The sequence below is a fragment of the Xenorhabdus indica genome (assembly GCF_014467235.1).
In the GTDB taxonomy this organism is placed as follows: Bacteria; Pseudomonadota; Gammaproteobacteria; order Enterobacterales; family Enterobacteriaceae; genus Xenorhabdus; species Xenorhabdus indica.
This window is the reverse complement of record NZ_NKHP01000008.1, coordinates 1-14,971: the sequence shown is the minus strand read 5'-3', so window position 1 is coordinate 14,971 and position 14,971 is coordinate 1. Positions and strand designations below refer to the sequence as shown.

General features: G+C 38.1%; 16 protein-coding genes, 1 tRNA gene and 1 pseudogene. 9 read left to right on the top strand and 9 right to left on the bottom strand.

What is annotated here, in order from left to right; translation table 11 throughout:
• Positions 1 to 610: 610 nt before the first annotated feature.
• A complete protein-coding gene (locus Xind_RS08035) occupies positions 611 to 1,294 on the top strand; it encodes a tail fiber protein (RefSeq protein ID WP_187649811.1) in 684 nt (227 codons plus the stop codon).
• Positions 1,295 to 1,451: 157 nt separating this feature from the next.
• On the opposite strand, the gene Xind_RS08030 is transcribed toward Xind_RS08035, so the two are convergent.
• Complete coding sequence (locus Xind_RS08030) at positions 1,452 to 2,189, bottom strand: class I SAM-dependent DNA methyltransferase (protein WP_187649810.1); 738 nt, start codon at positions 2,187 to 2,189, stop codon at positions 1,452 to 1,454.
• Positions 2,190 to 2,547: 358 nt separating this feature from the next.
• Here Xind_RS08030 and Xind_RS08025 point away from each other — a divergent pair, with 358 nt between their 5' ends.
• Positions 2,548 to 2,844, top strand: a complete 297-nt coding sequence (locus Xind_RS08025) for a hypothetical protein (protein WP_187649809.1) — start codon at positions 2,548 to 2,550, stop codon at positions 2,842 to 2,844.
• Between the two features lie 152 nt (positions 2,845 to 2,996).
• Here the strand turns inward: Xind_RS08025 and Xind_RS08020 are convergent, their stop codons facing one another.
• A complete protein-coding gene (locus Xind_RS08020; protein ID WP_187649808.1) occupies positions 2,997 to 3,707 on the bottom strand; it encodes a LexA family protein in 711 nt (236 codons plus the stop codon).
• Between the two features lie 98 nt (positions 3,708 to 3,805).
• On the opposite strand from Xind_RS08020, the gene Xind_RS08015 reads away from it, so the two are divergent.
• The 5 genes and pseudogenes from Xind_RS08015 to lldD all read left to right on the top strand — a co-directional run bounded on the left by Xind_RS08015 (position 3,806) and on the right by lldD (position 7,280).
• On the top strand, positions 3,806 to 3,991 hold the full coding sequence (locus Xind_RS08015; protein WP_047685350.1) for a Cro/CI family transcriptional regulator: 186 nt from the start codon (positions 3,806 to 3,808) through the stop codon (positions 3,989 to 3,991).
• Positions 3,992 to 4,109: 118 nt separating this feature from the next.
• Positions 4,110 to 4,550, top strand: a complete 441-nt coding sequence (locus Xind_RS08010) for a DUF2335 domain-containing protein (protein ID WP_187649807.1) — start codon at positions 4,110 to 4,112, stop codon at positions 4,548 to 4,550.
• 190 nt (positions 4,551 to 4,740) lie between these two features.
• A pseudogene (locus Xind_RS08005) lies at positions 4,741 to 5,282 on the top strand (NADAR family protein).
• 10 nt (positions 5,283 to 5,292) lie between these two features.
• Positions 5,293 to 5,895 carry an RBBP9/YdeN family alpha/beta hydrolase gene (locus tag Xind_RS08000; protein WP_052189770.1) on the top strand — a complete coding sequence of 201 codons (603 nt, stop codon included), beginning with the start codon at positions 5,293 to 5,295 and terminating at the stop codon, positions 5,893 to 5,895.
• Between the two features lie 248 nt (positions 5,896 to 6,143).
• Positions 6,144 to 7,280, top strand: coding sequence for an FMN-dependent L-lactate dehydrogenase LldD (gene lldD, locus Xind_RS07995; protein WP_187649862.1), 1,137 nt, complete (start codon positions 6,144 to 6,146; stop codon positions 7,278 to 7,280).
• Positions 7,281 to 7,362: 82 nt separating this feature from the next.
• Here lldD and Xind_RS07990 read toward each other — a convergent pair whose 3' ends face one another.
• Together Xind_RS07990 and Xind_RS07985 are read right to left on the bottom strand one after the other, a co-directional pair.
• Positions 7,363 to 7,869 carry a DUF1543 domain-containing protein gene (locus tag Xind_RS07990; RefSeq protein ID WP_187649806.1) on the bottom strand — a complete coding sequence of 169 codons (507 nt, stop codon included), beginning with the start codon at positions 7,867 to 7,869 and terminating at the stop codon, positions 7,363 to 7,365.
• Between the two features lie 62 nt (positions 7,870 to 7,931).
• The gene (locus Xind_RS07985) at positions 7,932 to 8,711 is read right to left on the bottom strand and encodes a PhzF family phenazine biosynthesis protein (RefSeq protein ID WP_047685360.1); all 780 of its coding nucleotides are present in this window, start codon (positions 8,709 to 8,711) and stop codon (positions 7,932 to 7,934) included.
• Positions 8,712 to 8,877: 166 nt separating this feature from the next.
• Between Xind_RS07985 and Xind_RS07980 the strand changes: the two genes are divergently transcribed.
• The gene (locus Xind_RS07980) at positions 8,878 to 9,381 is read left to right on the top strand and encodes a hypothetical protein (RefSeq protein WP_187649805.1); all 504 of its coding nucleotides are present in this window, start codon (positions 8,878 to 8,880) and stop codon (positions 9,379 to 9,381) included.
• Between the two features lie 98 nt (positions 9,382 to 9,479).
• Here Xind_RS07980 and Xind_RS07975 read toward each other — a convergent pair whose 3' ends face one another.
• Positions 9,480 to 10,415: a Kdo(2)-lipid IV(A) acyltransferase gene (locus Xind_RS07975; protein WP_047685366.1), complete on the bottom strand. Its 936-nt coding sequence runs from the start codon at positions 10,413 to 10,415 to the stop codon at positions 9,480 to 9,482.
• Between the two features lie 484 nt (positions 10,416 to 10,899).
• On the opposite strand from Xind_RS07975, the gene trhO reads away from it, so the two are divergent.
• Entirely contained in the window at positions 10,900 to 11,958 is a 1,059-nt protein-coding gene (gene trhO / locus Xind_RS07970) for an oxygen-dependent tRNA uridine(34) hydroxylase TrhO (protein ID WP_047685369.1), read from the top strand.
• Positions 11,959 to 12,050: 92 nt separating this feature from the next.
• On the opposite strand, the gene Xind_RS07965 is transcribed toward trhO, so the two are convergent.
• The 4 genes from Xind_RS07965 to Xind_RS07950 form a co-directional block, all read right to left on the bottom strand.
• Positions 12,051 to 12,644: a response regulator transcription factor gene (locus Xind_RS07965; protein WP_047685372.1), complete on the bottom strand. Its 594-nt coding sequence runs from the start codon at positions 12,642 to 12,644 to the stop codon at positions 12,051 to 12,053.
• 215 nt (positions 12,645 to 12,859) lie between these two features.
• Positions 12,860 to 13,114: a biofilm formation regulator BssS gene (gene bssS, locus Xind_RS07960; RefSeq protein ID WP_047685375.1), complete on the bottom strand. Its 255-nt coding sequence runs from the start codon at positions 13,112 to 13,114 to the stop codon at positions 12,860 to 12,862.
• Between the two features lie 188 nt (positions 13,115 to 13,302).
• Entirely contained in the window at positions 13,303 to 14,358 is a 1,056-nt protein-coding gene (pyrC, locus tag Xind_RS07955; protein WP_187649804.1) for a dihydroorotase, read from the bottom strand.
• 228 nt (positions 14,359 to 14,586) lie between these two features.
• Positions 14,587 to 14,662, bottom strand: a tRNA-Asn gene (locus Xind_RS07950).
• Positions 14,663 to 14,971 lie beyond the last annotated feature (309 nt).

The following is a 14,971-nucleotide window of genomic DNA, read 5'->3' as shown; positions in this document are numbered from 1 at the left end:
ACTCTTAGTGTGCGTTGAAGAATTTATGACCGCCTTTTCATCAGGGCAACAGCCGGGAGTGAGAAAAATGAGTGTATCGTTATTATGAAAGCTTATTTATAGCTTTATTTTTATAATTAATATTTTATTTTAAAATCAATATAATAATTGCATAGTTCGATTCTCAGTTGCAAGTCCAGTTTATGAGTAATTATTTTTGATGATTCAATGAATATATTGATGGATAATCGGAAATAAGGCACTGCTATAATCCCAACAATAATGAAATAAACTCAATGTCCTCTTATTTTATTCAATTATCAGGCTTAAATAAAAAATATCAATTAAAGATGAAAAACTCATCTTTATCACACCAGCTTTATCAGTCATCATATAAATTCTATTGATTCCCTATTTATGATTTTATGCCATCCTGTCGTCAAAACATGCAACTCACAAAATATTAATCAATGGAATTTAGTTAAGCAGTACTTTCCAGTATTAATGAATCAATTTTATTGATGTTCACAGGTGGGGAAGTCTCCCACTGCCTCATATTGCCAAAGGTATTTGTAATAAACTTCTTTGGCTTAATCAGTAGTCTACGTTGTTAATACATGAGGAAATAAATATGAGTACTCCAGATAAAAATCCTGAAATAAAAACATTAGAAAATAATTTCGTAATTGTGCCGACTCGCGAATATGTGCAAAACGCAATCGAAGAACACGCCCGGAGCCGTAATCATCCTTACGCAACATTGACAGACAGAGGGTTTGTTATTCTAAGTAATGAGGTCGATAGTGATAGTGAAATGACTGCGGCAACATCAAAGGCAGTGAAAGCGGCATATGATTTAGCCAATACCGCCAATCAAAATGCTCTCAAAAATAATTCCAATCTCTGTTTGGAAAAAAAGCGGAATGGGGCAGATATTCCTGATAAAGCAGAATTTGTGAGGAATCTTGGTTTATCAGAATTGGTTTATAGAACTGTAGGAAATAATCCAAACCAGATACCGGATATGAACAGTTTTGAATCAAAACTTGATGAATCTGGCTATCAGAAGCTCCCTGGTGGACTAATTATTCAATGGGGAGTGGTAAGCGGTGGAATAAATTCAGCGGACCTGCGAAGATTTCCAATTCCATTTAAAAACAAGTGCTTTGTTGTAACCGGTAGTTATGTTAAAGATGCGTGGGGTCAAGGTATCTCTGTTGAAATTAGATCAAAAGAAGAGTTTTTAATTGTTGTCCACGACTCGGCTGGACACTGGTCATATGCACCAGCACAATATATAGCTATCGGATATTAATCCGGATTCATAGTCAATAATGGTTTGAAATTGATCAGAAAGATTAGATTACCAATGTTTTGCCAAAGCACCAGCAGGGAAATAGTGGACTGCAGGAGAGAGTAGGTGTCTATAATAGATTTAAAGGTAACCCCCCGGATCACGGGGGATTATCTTATTAAAACTGACAGACAAGAGCTGTATCAAGGCAATTTCGTTGATAATTATCCCAAAAACCTGGGGGATAATTATCAATATCGCTTTTTGACAACATGGGTTTTTGCCATATAAATTGTTTGAACCCTGCCTTTTGGATCGCGGTTTGATATTGTTCACGACTCCAACGATATGCCGTACAAGGGCTAGGTGGTGTGGTAAGAAATTCACATCTCAGTAGAGTTGTATCTTTCACGGGCTCTTCACTCAGAATTTTTATACAATAATTTTCATAATTCCCTTTTTCTAATCGATAATCGGGTTCAACGGTATAAGCAATCAATTTACCGGAAGGCTTGAGATGAGTGGCAACAACACGGAACATCGTTTCAAGGTCTTCAATAGATTTTGCATGGCAAAATAACCAGGCTGCATTAACTATGTCAAATTTACCAAATGATTCCATCTTGCAGACATCTCTTACATGAAATTCGATATTGTCACCGTATTGTTGTGATTTGCTTTTCGCAATTGCTATCATGTTATCTGATATATCGACCCCAATGACTTTTGAAGCACCACGATTCTTGTATTCTCGACTAAAGAGACCATATCCACAGGCTAAATCTAACACTGATTTCCCTTGTATATCTCCTGCCAGATTAAAAATGGTTCTGATTTTTACTTTGATATGGGCAGCAGTATTTGAAAAACTCTCGTAAAGATGGGCAATAGGGTCATATAAAATGTCATCTTTCATGTTTTTTATCCTTAGCTAAAAGCAAAAGTATTTATTTGTCAGAGAGATATATTATTTAGTATGGATTTAATAATCATTGAAAGTATTTTTACTATTATACATTAATACATCAGTGATGAGTTAGATATGATTTTTTATGATTGTTTACACCTGTGAGAAAAGGGGCATCCATCACGTTACTATATTCACTCTTAGTTTTTCTACGTTTTTTGATAAGCCAGCTATATTTATTAATGTCCTATCTCAAGTATATGTTCACTTTATGTTTTGATTGAGCTCTATTCAAGCTCAAGATAGCAAATAGAACAATCTGAAGAGACAGGGGGTAAGTTTGGTTAATTTAAAATAAGGTAGTAATATGAAATATCGTTATTTCTTTTTTTTTGTAGTGTTGCTATTTCCATCTTTACCAGTTATGGCTAATGAAAAATATTGGTATTATGGGTGTCCTAAGTATTCAGAAAAAGGAATAGAAGAGATAATGCAAAAAATAGAAAATACCCCTTTTAGAATAATTAGTGAATTGCAAGGGTATAGCAAGGGTGAAGCTGAAATGTATATAAAAAAAACAAAATGTGATTTGCGGAATTTGGATGAGTACGCTCAGGAATTAAAAAAACGGATAAAAGAGGGTAAAAAATCTATAGATCGTTGAAAGACATTTTTGACAGCGTGTTTTACAGTTTTGTGTCATTGCCATTGTATTAAATGTGACCGTTTAGGCGGTCACTTAAAGAATTATAAATTATCCAGCCAGCCCCTAAGAAATATCATAAAAGGTGTAGCGATTCGCTGGCTGGTGGTTTTTTATGGCAACTGAGCTACTTTGGCCTCTACAACGACACCCAGAATATGAATTTTATCACTGAGCGGTATCATATTATATTGGGGATTCAGAGGCTTAAGATAAGCATCATACCCTTCCGTAATCAATTGCTTGAAGGTCAGCTCCTTTTCTCCTTCGAGCTTTGCAACAACCAAATTATTGGTGATGGGTTTTATCTCCGGATCAACCAAAATAATCATTCCTTGCGGTATGCTCAAGCCATTTGGTGAATTCATTGAATCATCTTTGACTTCCAGCCAAAAAGCACGGTATGAACATTCAACAGAAGTGTCGTATTGTTTAATATTATTTCTATGGTATAGCGATATAGGTTCTTCACACCAATTTCCAGCATCAGCCCAGTTGAGTAACGGGTATTGCCTGTAACAGGTTACATTGTCAACCAAAGTCATATTATCGCCATAGACTGCGGTCAGCAGTTTCCTTGCTTGTTTGTCTAGTGATGGACTGAAATCATTAATGGTAACCCCTAATCTGTTGGCAAAATCGGCAGCTATCTCCAAATTAAGGGCATTTGTGCCATTAAGATAGTGTGAAATAGCTCCCTGGCTTTTGCCAAGCTCGTCCGCGAATTTTTCCTGAGAGATGCCTAATTGCTTTTTCTTTGACTCATATATGTCTTTCAAACGCTTGGCATCTGCGAGTTGTTCTGTTGTAAGTTTCTTTTTCATGCACGCATTTTAATACCAATGCTATTGAAATGATAAATACTAAAAGTATTGAAATATTTAATACTTTGGATATTATTTGAGAAATACAGGAGGAAAATATGGAAAAAATACCATTATCAGAATATGTGAAACAGAATGGACAAGCCAAAACAGCAAGTTTGGTTGGTGTTCATCAAACGGCTATCAGTAAGGCATTACGGGCTGGTCGTAAAATATTTTTGATTCGTCAGGAGGATGGTAGTTATAAAGCGGAAGAGTGTCGGCCATTTCCCAGTCAGAAATAGATTGTATAGCGAAGAAAAAGAACATTAGGGGAATTGGGCAGTATTAATTACTGATTAACTTTAATTATTTCATTGATTTTATTCTTATACATTTTGTGTATATTATCTCGGAGAAAATATGGAGTATCACTTTCGTCATTATATTAGTGCAATGGGGAGTATTTTAGATATTATGCCCGCAAATGATTACCAAAGAGTTTTGGACAATGAACAAGATGTAAAAAATCAAATTGGTTCTGATTGTTTGGGGCCTCTTCCTCCTCCTGATGTTTTGAAGGACTATGAGTCGATTCTTTCTGGTAGTACAGAGAGAATATTATCGTTCAGAGAAAAAGAGCAAAAATTTCAGTATGATAATCAAAAACTGGCACTGGATGGCATGATAAAAAAGGAGAGAAGAGGGCAATGGATGGGTTTTTCTATTGCAATGTTTATTTTGATTATCGCTACGTTTTTTGCATTCAGAGGTGAAATGGTGTTTGCAGGAACACTAATTACAATTGATTTAATTGGGTTAGCAGCAGTATTTGTTATAGGGAGAAAGTTAGGTGCTAAGTGATTTGTCATGTCAGTAATGAATAGAGTATTTAAAAATGAGTTTCTTACTTAGTGTTTTTATGACTTGTTATTTTTAGTATTATTGTCCTATATTAAGATATTGCGTAATTTATATCGATAAATATAAAAAGTTTTTGTATTATATTTATTGGCTATAAATGTAATTTATTGATGGGCTGTGGATAACTAATATGGATATAAAAACTTTATGTAAGCTTTATCAGTCAGAAAAAAATATTAAATATCTTTTTTTCTGGGGGCATAAAACTAAAAATTCTGGTTTTGTCACAAAATCTTGCTTAAGTCAGTGGTATCCCGCGCAATTTATTGTAGATGGTGTCAAATATACCAATGCAGAACACTATATGATGGCTGGAAAAGCACGCTTATTTAATGATTTTGATGCATTGGAAAAGATTATTAATGCGAAAACTCCTGGAGCCGCGAAAGCTTATGGCGTCAAATACGAGGGTTTAAGCAATCTATTTGGGAGGAACATCGGTTACAAATTGTGGTTGAAGGAAATTTGGCAAAATTTTCTCAAAACCCATCAATGGAAAATTTTTTATTGCAGACAGGCGATAAAGTATTGGTAGAAGCCAGCCCTGTTGATCAGATTTGGGGTATTGGAATGGCAGAGGACAATTCTAATATTTATAATCCATTAACATGGAATGGTTTGAATTTATTAGGTTTTTCTCTGATGACTGTGCGTGAAAGATTAAAAAAATAGGATAAGATAAATGACACAGATAACAGTAAGGGGTCCTGTTCGGTTTTTGGGTAAGAAAGTTATCATTGTTCATGGTTATACCGCTTCACCTTCATCACACTGGTTTCCCTGGTTAAATGAAGTGCTGACTAAACAAGGTGCAGAAGTGATTTTGCCAGAAATGCCCGATTCGTTATCACCTAAACCTGAAGCGTGGGCCGAAAAATTGACTGAGGTAATCCCCAAAGCAGACGGTAACACAATTTTTATTGGCCACAGTCTTGGTTGTGTGACTTTACTTCGGTACTTAGAGGCAATATGCTCCACAACCGATCAAATTGGTGGGTATATTTTGGTTTCAGGATTTGATTCCATGCAGTGTACCTTGCCAGAGTTAGTAAGTTTCACTTTCCAACCATTGAATTATGCCCTCTTGCGCGAAGTGACAAAACACCGTATTTCCATCATCTCTTCCAATGATGAAATTGTTTCTCCTCAATCATCCTACGCCCTTGCCAATTCGTTACAAACTGAAATCATTAATATTGAAAATGCAGGCCATTTTCTTGATAGAGACGGTTTTACCCGTTTGCTTCCTGTTTATGATGTACTGAAAACTATCGTATCAGGATAAATACTAAGAACTCAATCTTGGTCATGTTTTTAGCATAGTGGGCGATATTCGCTCACTATATCTCTCTTTAGCTCATTATCCCTTTACTGTCTCACCTGAATTATCAGCAAATAAAACAAATGTTTTGTGAAACAAGTTTATGTATTTTTAAGCTTCTTATTGCGTTGTTTGATGTATTAGTCATGGGCAATATGATTAACCAGAACAATACTATTGCCGTCCACTCCATTTTGGGTAGAGGTACAGACATGATTATTTCCGCTTCAACTGATTATCGGGCTGCTGCACAGGCTAAATTACCCTCTTTCCTGTTCCACTATATTGACGGGGGAGCTTATGCGGAGCATACCCTTAAACGCAATACCGAAGATTTATCTCACATTGAACTGCGTCAGCGTGTACTAAAAGACATGTCTGAATTGAATCTGGAAACCTGTTTATTTGGGGAAAAAATGACAATGCCAGTGGCATTAGCTCCTGTTGGATTAAGTGGGATGTACGCTCGTCGGGGGGAAGTACAGGCTGCACGGGCTGCTGCTAAAAAGGGTATTCCATTTACATTATCGACGGTGTCAATATGTCCGATTGAAGAAGTTGCTTCTGCAATTGAACGTCCAATATGGTTTCAGCTTTATGTACTGAAAGATCGTGGTTTTATGCGTAATGTCCTGGAAAGAGCAGAGGCGGCCGGCGTTAAAAATCTGGTATTTACTGTTGATATGCCTGTACCTGGTGCTCGTTATCGTGATGCACATTCAGGTATGAGTGGCCCGAATGCTTCTTTACGGCGTTTTTTGCAGGCGATAATGCATCCACAGTGGGCATGGAGTGTTGGCTTGATGGGTAAGCCCCATGATCTCGGTAACATATCTAAATATCGTGGTGTACCCACCAAATTGGGGGATTATATTGGTTGGTTGGGAAGCAATTTTGATCCATCCATATCGTGGAAAGATTTAGAGTGGATCCGCGATTGCTGGAAAGGGCCAATGATTATTAAAGGTATCCTCGATCCTGACGATGCTAAGGATGCTGTCCGTTTTGGTGCGGATGGTATTGTGGTTTCTAATCACGGAGGGCGCCAGTTGGATGGTGTTCTTTCAACCGCCAGAGCTTTACCAGCTATTGCCGATGCTGTCAAAAATGACCTCACTATTCTGACTGACTCCGGTATTCGTACCGGGTTGGATGTAGTACGAATGATCGCATTGGGGGCTGATAGCGTTTTATTGGGGCGTGCTTTTGCTTATGCATTGGCAGCAGCCGGAGAAGCAGGAGTTTCTAATTTATTGGATCTGATTGAAAAAGAAATACGGGTTGCAATGACATTGACGGGAGCAAAGTCCATTGCAGAAATTAATTCAGATTTGTTGGTCGATAATTGAACGTAAAATTAGCGACTTCAGGCAGTTGTATGTTCTGATTGATAGTCAGCAGAAACTGAATTGTTTTGCTGACTATTTTTCATCAGATTCCGATAGGGCGGTATCCTTGCCATTCTGGTTTATCTGGCTGACCGTGAGGGTTTTCAGTCAGATGAACATGGTAGCCGCTGATTTGTCCCAAAAGCAGGCAGTCATCAACGTCTTTTAGGTTGTCTTTATGTAGCTGCTCATAACCAGTGAGCAAATATTTTTTAGCTTTTTCTTTTGCATCTTCTACGCTATGAGCAACGAAAAATCCGAACTCGTGTGCTTCTGCCAGAGAGTCATTTTGGTAACCTCCCATGTTGACGAAATAGAGGTTCATCTCCCCGTGGTATTCGTCATCGCTGAGGGAAATATCATAACCGTCGGCCCATGTAACAGGCATATAGCCATCCAGATGAAGTTTATCTTTATCACCAAACCAGACATCACGTAATACAGGGTATGCTTCTTCAATCTTATTCACTGCAACAAACTGGACATCATGAACTTCGATATTGGATTTTCCAGCGTTTCCACCGAGATAAAACATATATAGTTGAATCATATCTTTCCTTAGTACTTGAATACTTTTGAGCTACGACTTTTCAAAGCAAGAAATTTATTGATTTAATACATTATTTTCCCATAAGAAAATAATTTTGCTTTTCCTGTCAGATAAACACGTTTTCCTTGTATTTCGCACAATATATCGCCACCCCTTTCTGATAACTGACGGGCACGAAGTACCGACTTATTGAGCCTTGTTCCCCAGAAAGGTGCCAGAACACAATGAGCTGAACCTGTGACAGGGTCTTCATTAATGCCTTTTGCTGGAGCAAAATAGCGCGAAACAAAGTCGGTAGATGAATCGCCAGAAGCAGTAATGGCAAGCCCCGGCAGCGGAAGGGCGGCTATTTTATCAAAGTGTGGTTGGGCATGAAGAACTTTATCGGCAGAATCCAGTACACAGATATAACGATCATGGGAAGCCAATACCTCGTTGATCTCTTGCCCTACAGCCTCTTGCATGATGGGAAGAAGTGTTTTCTCTTCTTGGTAACCAGCGGCAGGAAAGTCTAATGTAAAAACGCCATCCTGATGGGTGACATGAAGTTCTCCAGAACGGGTTTTGAATGTAATTGGATTATTTTGATAAGAATGTTGTTCAACGAGCACAAAAGCTGTCGCCAGTGTTGCATGCCCACATAAATTGACTTCCACTCTGGGAGTAAACCAGCGTAGGTGATCACCAACTAAAAAAGCAGTTTCTGAGAGATTGATCTCAGCAGCAATGGCAGTCAATGTTTCATCTGATAACCATTCGTCCAGTAAGACAACAGCAGCGGGATTACCAGAGAAGTTTTTTTCTGTAAAAGCATCGACATGATAAATAGGGTATGAACGCATCAGAAAATCACCTTGTTTTAAAAAAATGTGACCTAGCATGTTGAAATTGCTATTGTTTGTAAAGGGGTATTTGTTTTGACTTTGGAACTACCCATTACTGGTAGTTGATCTAAGGTGGTAATGATTATTAAATAATAATACTTGCAATAGTTACACTAGGGGATTTATGAAAATAAAAGGGATCTACAGCCTGTTTTTTATTACGGTAATTGGCTGTTCTCAGGCATCAGCGTACGATTTCAGCTACAAAAGTGATATACCCGCTGATAACAAACCTTCAGGAGAATATCTGAAAAAAAGGGAAGAACTGGGCACCAATTATTGGAACATTAATAAGTTAGCACAAGACAATGCCTTGGCTGAGAAACGAGAAGAAGAGCTGAAGGAATACACCAAAAGACACGATTCAAAAACGTATACTGGGCTTCCTTCCGACTGGGATTATACCAAAGAAAGGTATCTTATGAACGGATTGCCCCCCCAATACAAAGTGTCTGTCGGATCCCAAAAACTGGGATTTTCTTACCAAATAAAGGAAAGGCATTTTTTCAATGAAATGACCCACCGTTCAGTCCGACGCAAATGTTATCGTGAAACCAGACAGAAATTGGAGAAAGAACGAGGTAATCTCTATTCCGAGATGGAGATCTCCGATGCTTGTGGGAGATAGTGATGGTTATTTTATGATTTAATCGATAACTTTCATTTGCCAGAACTCAGGCAGCCACGTAAAAAATGGCTGCCTTAGAGTTTTCTAATGATGACTGACTAATGGACATTATCACTATATAAAGACGGCATGTCTTTAGGACGTGTTTTAAAACGGCGGTGCAACCACATGTATTGCTCCGGAGCTTGCATAATTTCCCGCTCGATCACTTTATTCATAAAGGTTGCTGCTTCGACTTCATCTTTTTCAGGAAAATTTTCTACAGCAGGTTGAATAATCAGCTCATAACCTTTTCCATCAGGTAATCTGCGTGGTGTGAAAGGTAATAAAGCTGGATTGGATAATCTAACCAGAATTGAAGTTCCGGTTGTTGTTGCGGCATGTTCAACAGCAAATAACGGGGCGAATACACTTTTACGTGGACCATAATCATGATCTGGTGCGTACCAAACGATTTCACCATTTTTCAGGCAACGGATCATGCCCTTGACATCTTTTCTGTCCAACATGTATTTGTTGGAACGTAAACGCCCCCAGGTTTGTAACCAATCGATAACCGGATTATCGTTCGGGCGATAAACCCCGATGCCGGGATTGAGCATACCAAAAATACGGGCTCCCAGCTCCAGTGTCAGAAAATGGATCCCAATTACGATGATCCCCTGACCTGTGGCTTGCACTTTTTGGATGTTCTCTCGTCCTGTAATTTTGAACCAGCGTTTAATTCTCCAGTCAGGCCAGAACCAAGCCATACCGGTTTCAAATAACCCCATACCAACAGATTCAAAGTTTTTGACCAGCCATTTATTCCGTTCCTCCGGTGGCATATTAGGGAAACAGAGAGCCAGATTGCGTTCAGCGATTTTGGCCCGTTTTTTTAAAAAACGTTGTGATAACCGACCAAGCCGGGTTCCTAGCCAGTAAATTACAGGGTAAGGAAGTAAGACCAGCAGATAGAGTATGCCGATACCTAGCCACGTCAGCCAGTACCGGGGATGTAAAAGTGAACAACGAAAAGAGGGTGCTTGTATCATGTGTTTTCAGTGTATTAAAGATAATAATCTAACTATAAAAAAACTATTTTATAAGGTCTTAAGAGTAATACAGGGGGTATTGTGACACTTTTTAGTAGAATATCGAAATACCGGGGCACTAAATGACTAATCAACTCAACTAATAACAACGAGAAGCTTCCCCCATGCCCTGGCTGTGCTGTGTTAGGGTACGATTATGATATTCCTCAGTATCATATTCAAATAATTGTTTTATTCCGGTAGAAATTGCTCAAAGTAATACTGTGGTAAGTAAGCTAGTTCGGGGGATTAAGCTGATTCAGGACAGGGATTGATAGATCTGGGTCACAGAAAAAAGTAATATTGCAGGGAATAAAAAACCTCAAGTGTAGCGTGTGGGGTTTCTGGTTAAAATTGTCGATAATGATCTAGTGTAGACACTCTGTGAACACAGACAGACATTAATGTATAAATATCAACAAACTACAAGGGTATTTTGAACACCATGCCAGTGTTACATAACCGTATTTCTAATAAAGAGCTGAAAGAGCGCATGCTGGCTGAAGTAGAGCCACGTACAACTATTTCTTTTTATAAGTATTTTACTATTTCTGAACCACAGGTCTTTCGCGATAGCTTGTATCAAAAATTTACTGAATTATCAGTCTTTGGGCGAGTTTATATTGCCAAAGAGGGTATCAATGCGCAAATCAGCATACCTTCCAAAAATGTTGATGCTCTGAAAACATTATTGGATGCAACTGATCCTGCTTTGTATAACCTGCGACTCAATATTGCGCTGGAAGATGATGGCAAGTCATTTTGGGTATTACGTATGAAAGTACGTGAACGCATTGTTGCCGACGGTATTGACGATGAAACTTTTAATCCGTCAAAAACGGGTGAATACCTGAAAGCCGCTCAGGTCAACCAAATGCTGGATGATCCTAATACTGTGTTTGTCGATATGCGTAACCATTATGAATATGAAGTTGGGCATTTTGAAAACGCAATTGAGATCCCATCAGATACATTTCGTGAACAATTGCCGATGGCAGTAGAAATGTTGAAAGATGATAAAGATAAAAATATCGTTATGTATTGTACTGGCGGGATCCGTTGTGAAAAAGCGAGTGCCTACATGCTCCACAATGGTTTTAACAACGTTTACCATGTAGAAGGTGGCGTTATTGAGTATGCCCGCAAAGCGAAAGAGCAAGGCTTACCTGTTCGCTTTATTGGCAAAAATTTTGTTTTTGATGAGCGTATGGGAGAGCGTATTTCTGAAGACGTTATCGCCCATTGTCATCAGTGTGGTGCAATTTGTGATAGCCACACTAACTGTAAAAATGATGGATGCCATTTGCTATTCATTCAATGTCCATCCTGTGCAGAACAGTTTGAGGGATGTTGTAGCGATGTTTGTCGGGAAGAAATGTCACTTCCTGAAGATGAGCAACGTGCTCGCAGGGCAGGAAGAGAAAATGGGGCTAAGATTTTTAATAAATCTCGTTATCGGTTGAATGATGGTCTAAATATTACCTCATTGCAATCCAATAAGTAGTAAATTTATCTTAAGTATCTTCTCTCAAGCAGATACAAAGATTGGCGTAATAATACTTAAATTATTACGCCAATTTAGTTATTTTTGTAGTGTTAGCAGATATATTTAAAAATATTATAAACGAAAAGTAGCTCTATTTTGTTGGTTACTCCTATTTTTTCTATGATATGCCGTTTATGTGAATAAACGGTACTGCTACTTATATTTAGTAATTTGGCAATTTTATAGGTATCTATTTCCAGCATCCAATAATAGATGATCCTGTTCTCTTGTTGACTAAAAATAGAACTTTTTATATTGAAATTGGCAAAATAACGTTGGATATCATGTGATGCCAACTCTTTTAGCCGTGCTAACAACAAGCACAGGTTCCTTTTTGGTAAGATAAAATCTTTATTAGTCAATTGGATATGATTTTCTATCCATGGGTATGGTTTATCAAGATAGATATATATACGGGTAGCACGAACTAATGAAATCAATAACTTCATTTGTTCACAATATGAACTATGATGACCATAATGTGTCAGGTTCATCAGAACAATATCAGGCGAAAATATCGACAGAATATTTATCGCTTCCTGAATTGAATGAGCTTCTGTTGAAAGGATATCTGTATTTTCTTTTAGAGATTCAATGATCCCAAGACGTGTATAATGACACTCATCAATGATTAATAATTTCATTAATTTGAACATCCTTGTTCTATAGCGGTTATCATTAAATGAATTATGCTGCTTGATATTTTAAAATCAAGCGAACGAACATAGCTGTATGATACAGTATTGTACAGAATAATAAACTATATGAATGATTTTATCGGCTGAAATTTGTTTTGATACTCATGTTGGACACTCAGTGTATTGAGTGTCCAGTTGTGTTTGAAACTTCAAGTTTGTTGTTAATGTTTCGTATAGTCAAGTTGAGTGTATTCCGATGATTCAATCTTCTCGATTCCAGCCTGCAAGATTAGGATCAGTTGTTTTGCAACCCCTGTTGTCAACCACAATGTTTTGTCAATACTCACATTATCTGTGGCTTGATCTTGGGAGGATAAGTAATGAAGACGAATCATCATGGCGTCGTAGGCATCCACGATACTGATGTCCCAACCTACAACTGGATGGGTTTGGATTATTTCATTTTTTTGTCCCATATAACCTCCTAATCAGACTACAGCATCTTGATTGATATAATTGACTAAGAGCAATGAAGCTCATCTAAGGATGAGCAGTTGCAGTATAAACCTTTTTATCAATCTAATACTACAACCAGTTGTAGAAACCAGATATTGGTCATTTTATCTGATAATAAGAAACTAAAACTTTTGTGATTTAAACTTGCTTAAGAATGAACTACTGTTACTTCCCATCCTGCATCTTCTCCAGCCAGGAATGGAATCAGTTTTTCACCAGCCTGTTCGATATATTCGGTAACTGGTGTAGGCTTGCGTATAAGCTCAATAAATCCTTCATTAACGGGTAAATCATAAAATTTCGGGCCATTTAGAGAGCAGAATGCTTCAAAGTGATGCATTGCATCCATTTCTTCAAAAACAGTGGCGTAGGCAGCCAAGGCAGTAGGCGCATTGAAGACACCCGCACAACCACAGGAAGATTCTTTACGATGCAACAAATGAGGAGCGGAGTCTGTTCCCAAGAAGAAACGGTCACAACCACTGGCGATGGCTGAACGTAACGCTTCTTGATGAATATTACGTTTTAATACAGGCAGGCAATAGAGATGAGGGCGGATACCCCCGACCAACATATGATTACGGTTAAACATCAAGTGTTGTGGTGTTAGTGTCGCTCCTAATTTATCGTTGCCTTCAAGAACGTACTCGGCAGCTTCTTTAGTCGTAATATGCTCAAAAACAACTTTCAGATCAGGAAACTGTTTACGTAAGGGTTCCATCACTTGTTCGATGAAGCGGGCTTCCCTATCAAAAATATCAATATGAGCTGCGGTAACTTCACCATGAATTAATAGAGGTATGCCCAACTTTTCCATCATTTCCAATAAAGGATAGATCTTTTGTACGTCAGAAACACCATGGCTGGAATTAGTTGTTGCATTTGCGGGGTAGAGTTTACAGGCTGTGAAAATGCCTTCTTTATAACCGATTTCGATTTGTGAGCTATCTGTTGAATCCGTAAGATAGCATGTCATCAGTGGTTCGAATGAATGCCCTGACGGAATGGCTGCCATGATCCTCTCTTTATAGGCTCTGGCGCTGGCAATATCTATTACAGGAGGAACAAGGTTGGGCATGACAATAGCTCGGCCAAAAAAGCGGCTGGTATGGGGGACAATGATTTTCAATATATCACCATCGCGAAAATGAACATGCCAGTCGTCAGGGCGGCGGATTTTAATAGTAGAAGATTCAGTAGTCATGGAACCGGCTCCAGAATATAGATGAAAAATGACGGATGCTGATTCAGCATTCCTTAAGCCGGAGGAAGATGATAAAGAGAAAATAGTTAAATAGCTATTATTAAATGATAAAACTCTACATTTTTGCAGAATTAAGTCTTTAATTTTATATAAGTTAGGGTATTCAGAGGAAATTAATCGTATCAAAAAAGGAAAAATAGAAGTAACAAAACGAGGGTGAATTGAAGTTGGCTCCTCCAACTGGACTCGAACCAGTGACATACGGATTAACAGTCCGCCGTTCTACCGACTGAACTATGGAGGAACTCCTTCAAGACGGGGCGAATATTAACGGCTCTCTTTCTGTTTGTCAAAGAAGAAAATCATAATAACGGTTTGTTTGTTGTTAATATGTACTTTGTGCGCTTTTTTTCAGCTTTTTCGTGTTGTTTTCAGAAAAATAATCAAAAAGTTACAGAAATAAAATTGATAAATAGGGCATAAGTGGTGAGTATGATCATTGAAAAGCAAAAAGCCCGACTAGCAGAGCTAACATCGGGCTTTTTAGAATTTGGCTCCTCCAACTGGACTCGAACCAGTGACATACGGATTAACAGTCCGCCGTTCTACCGAC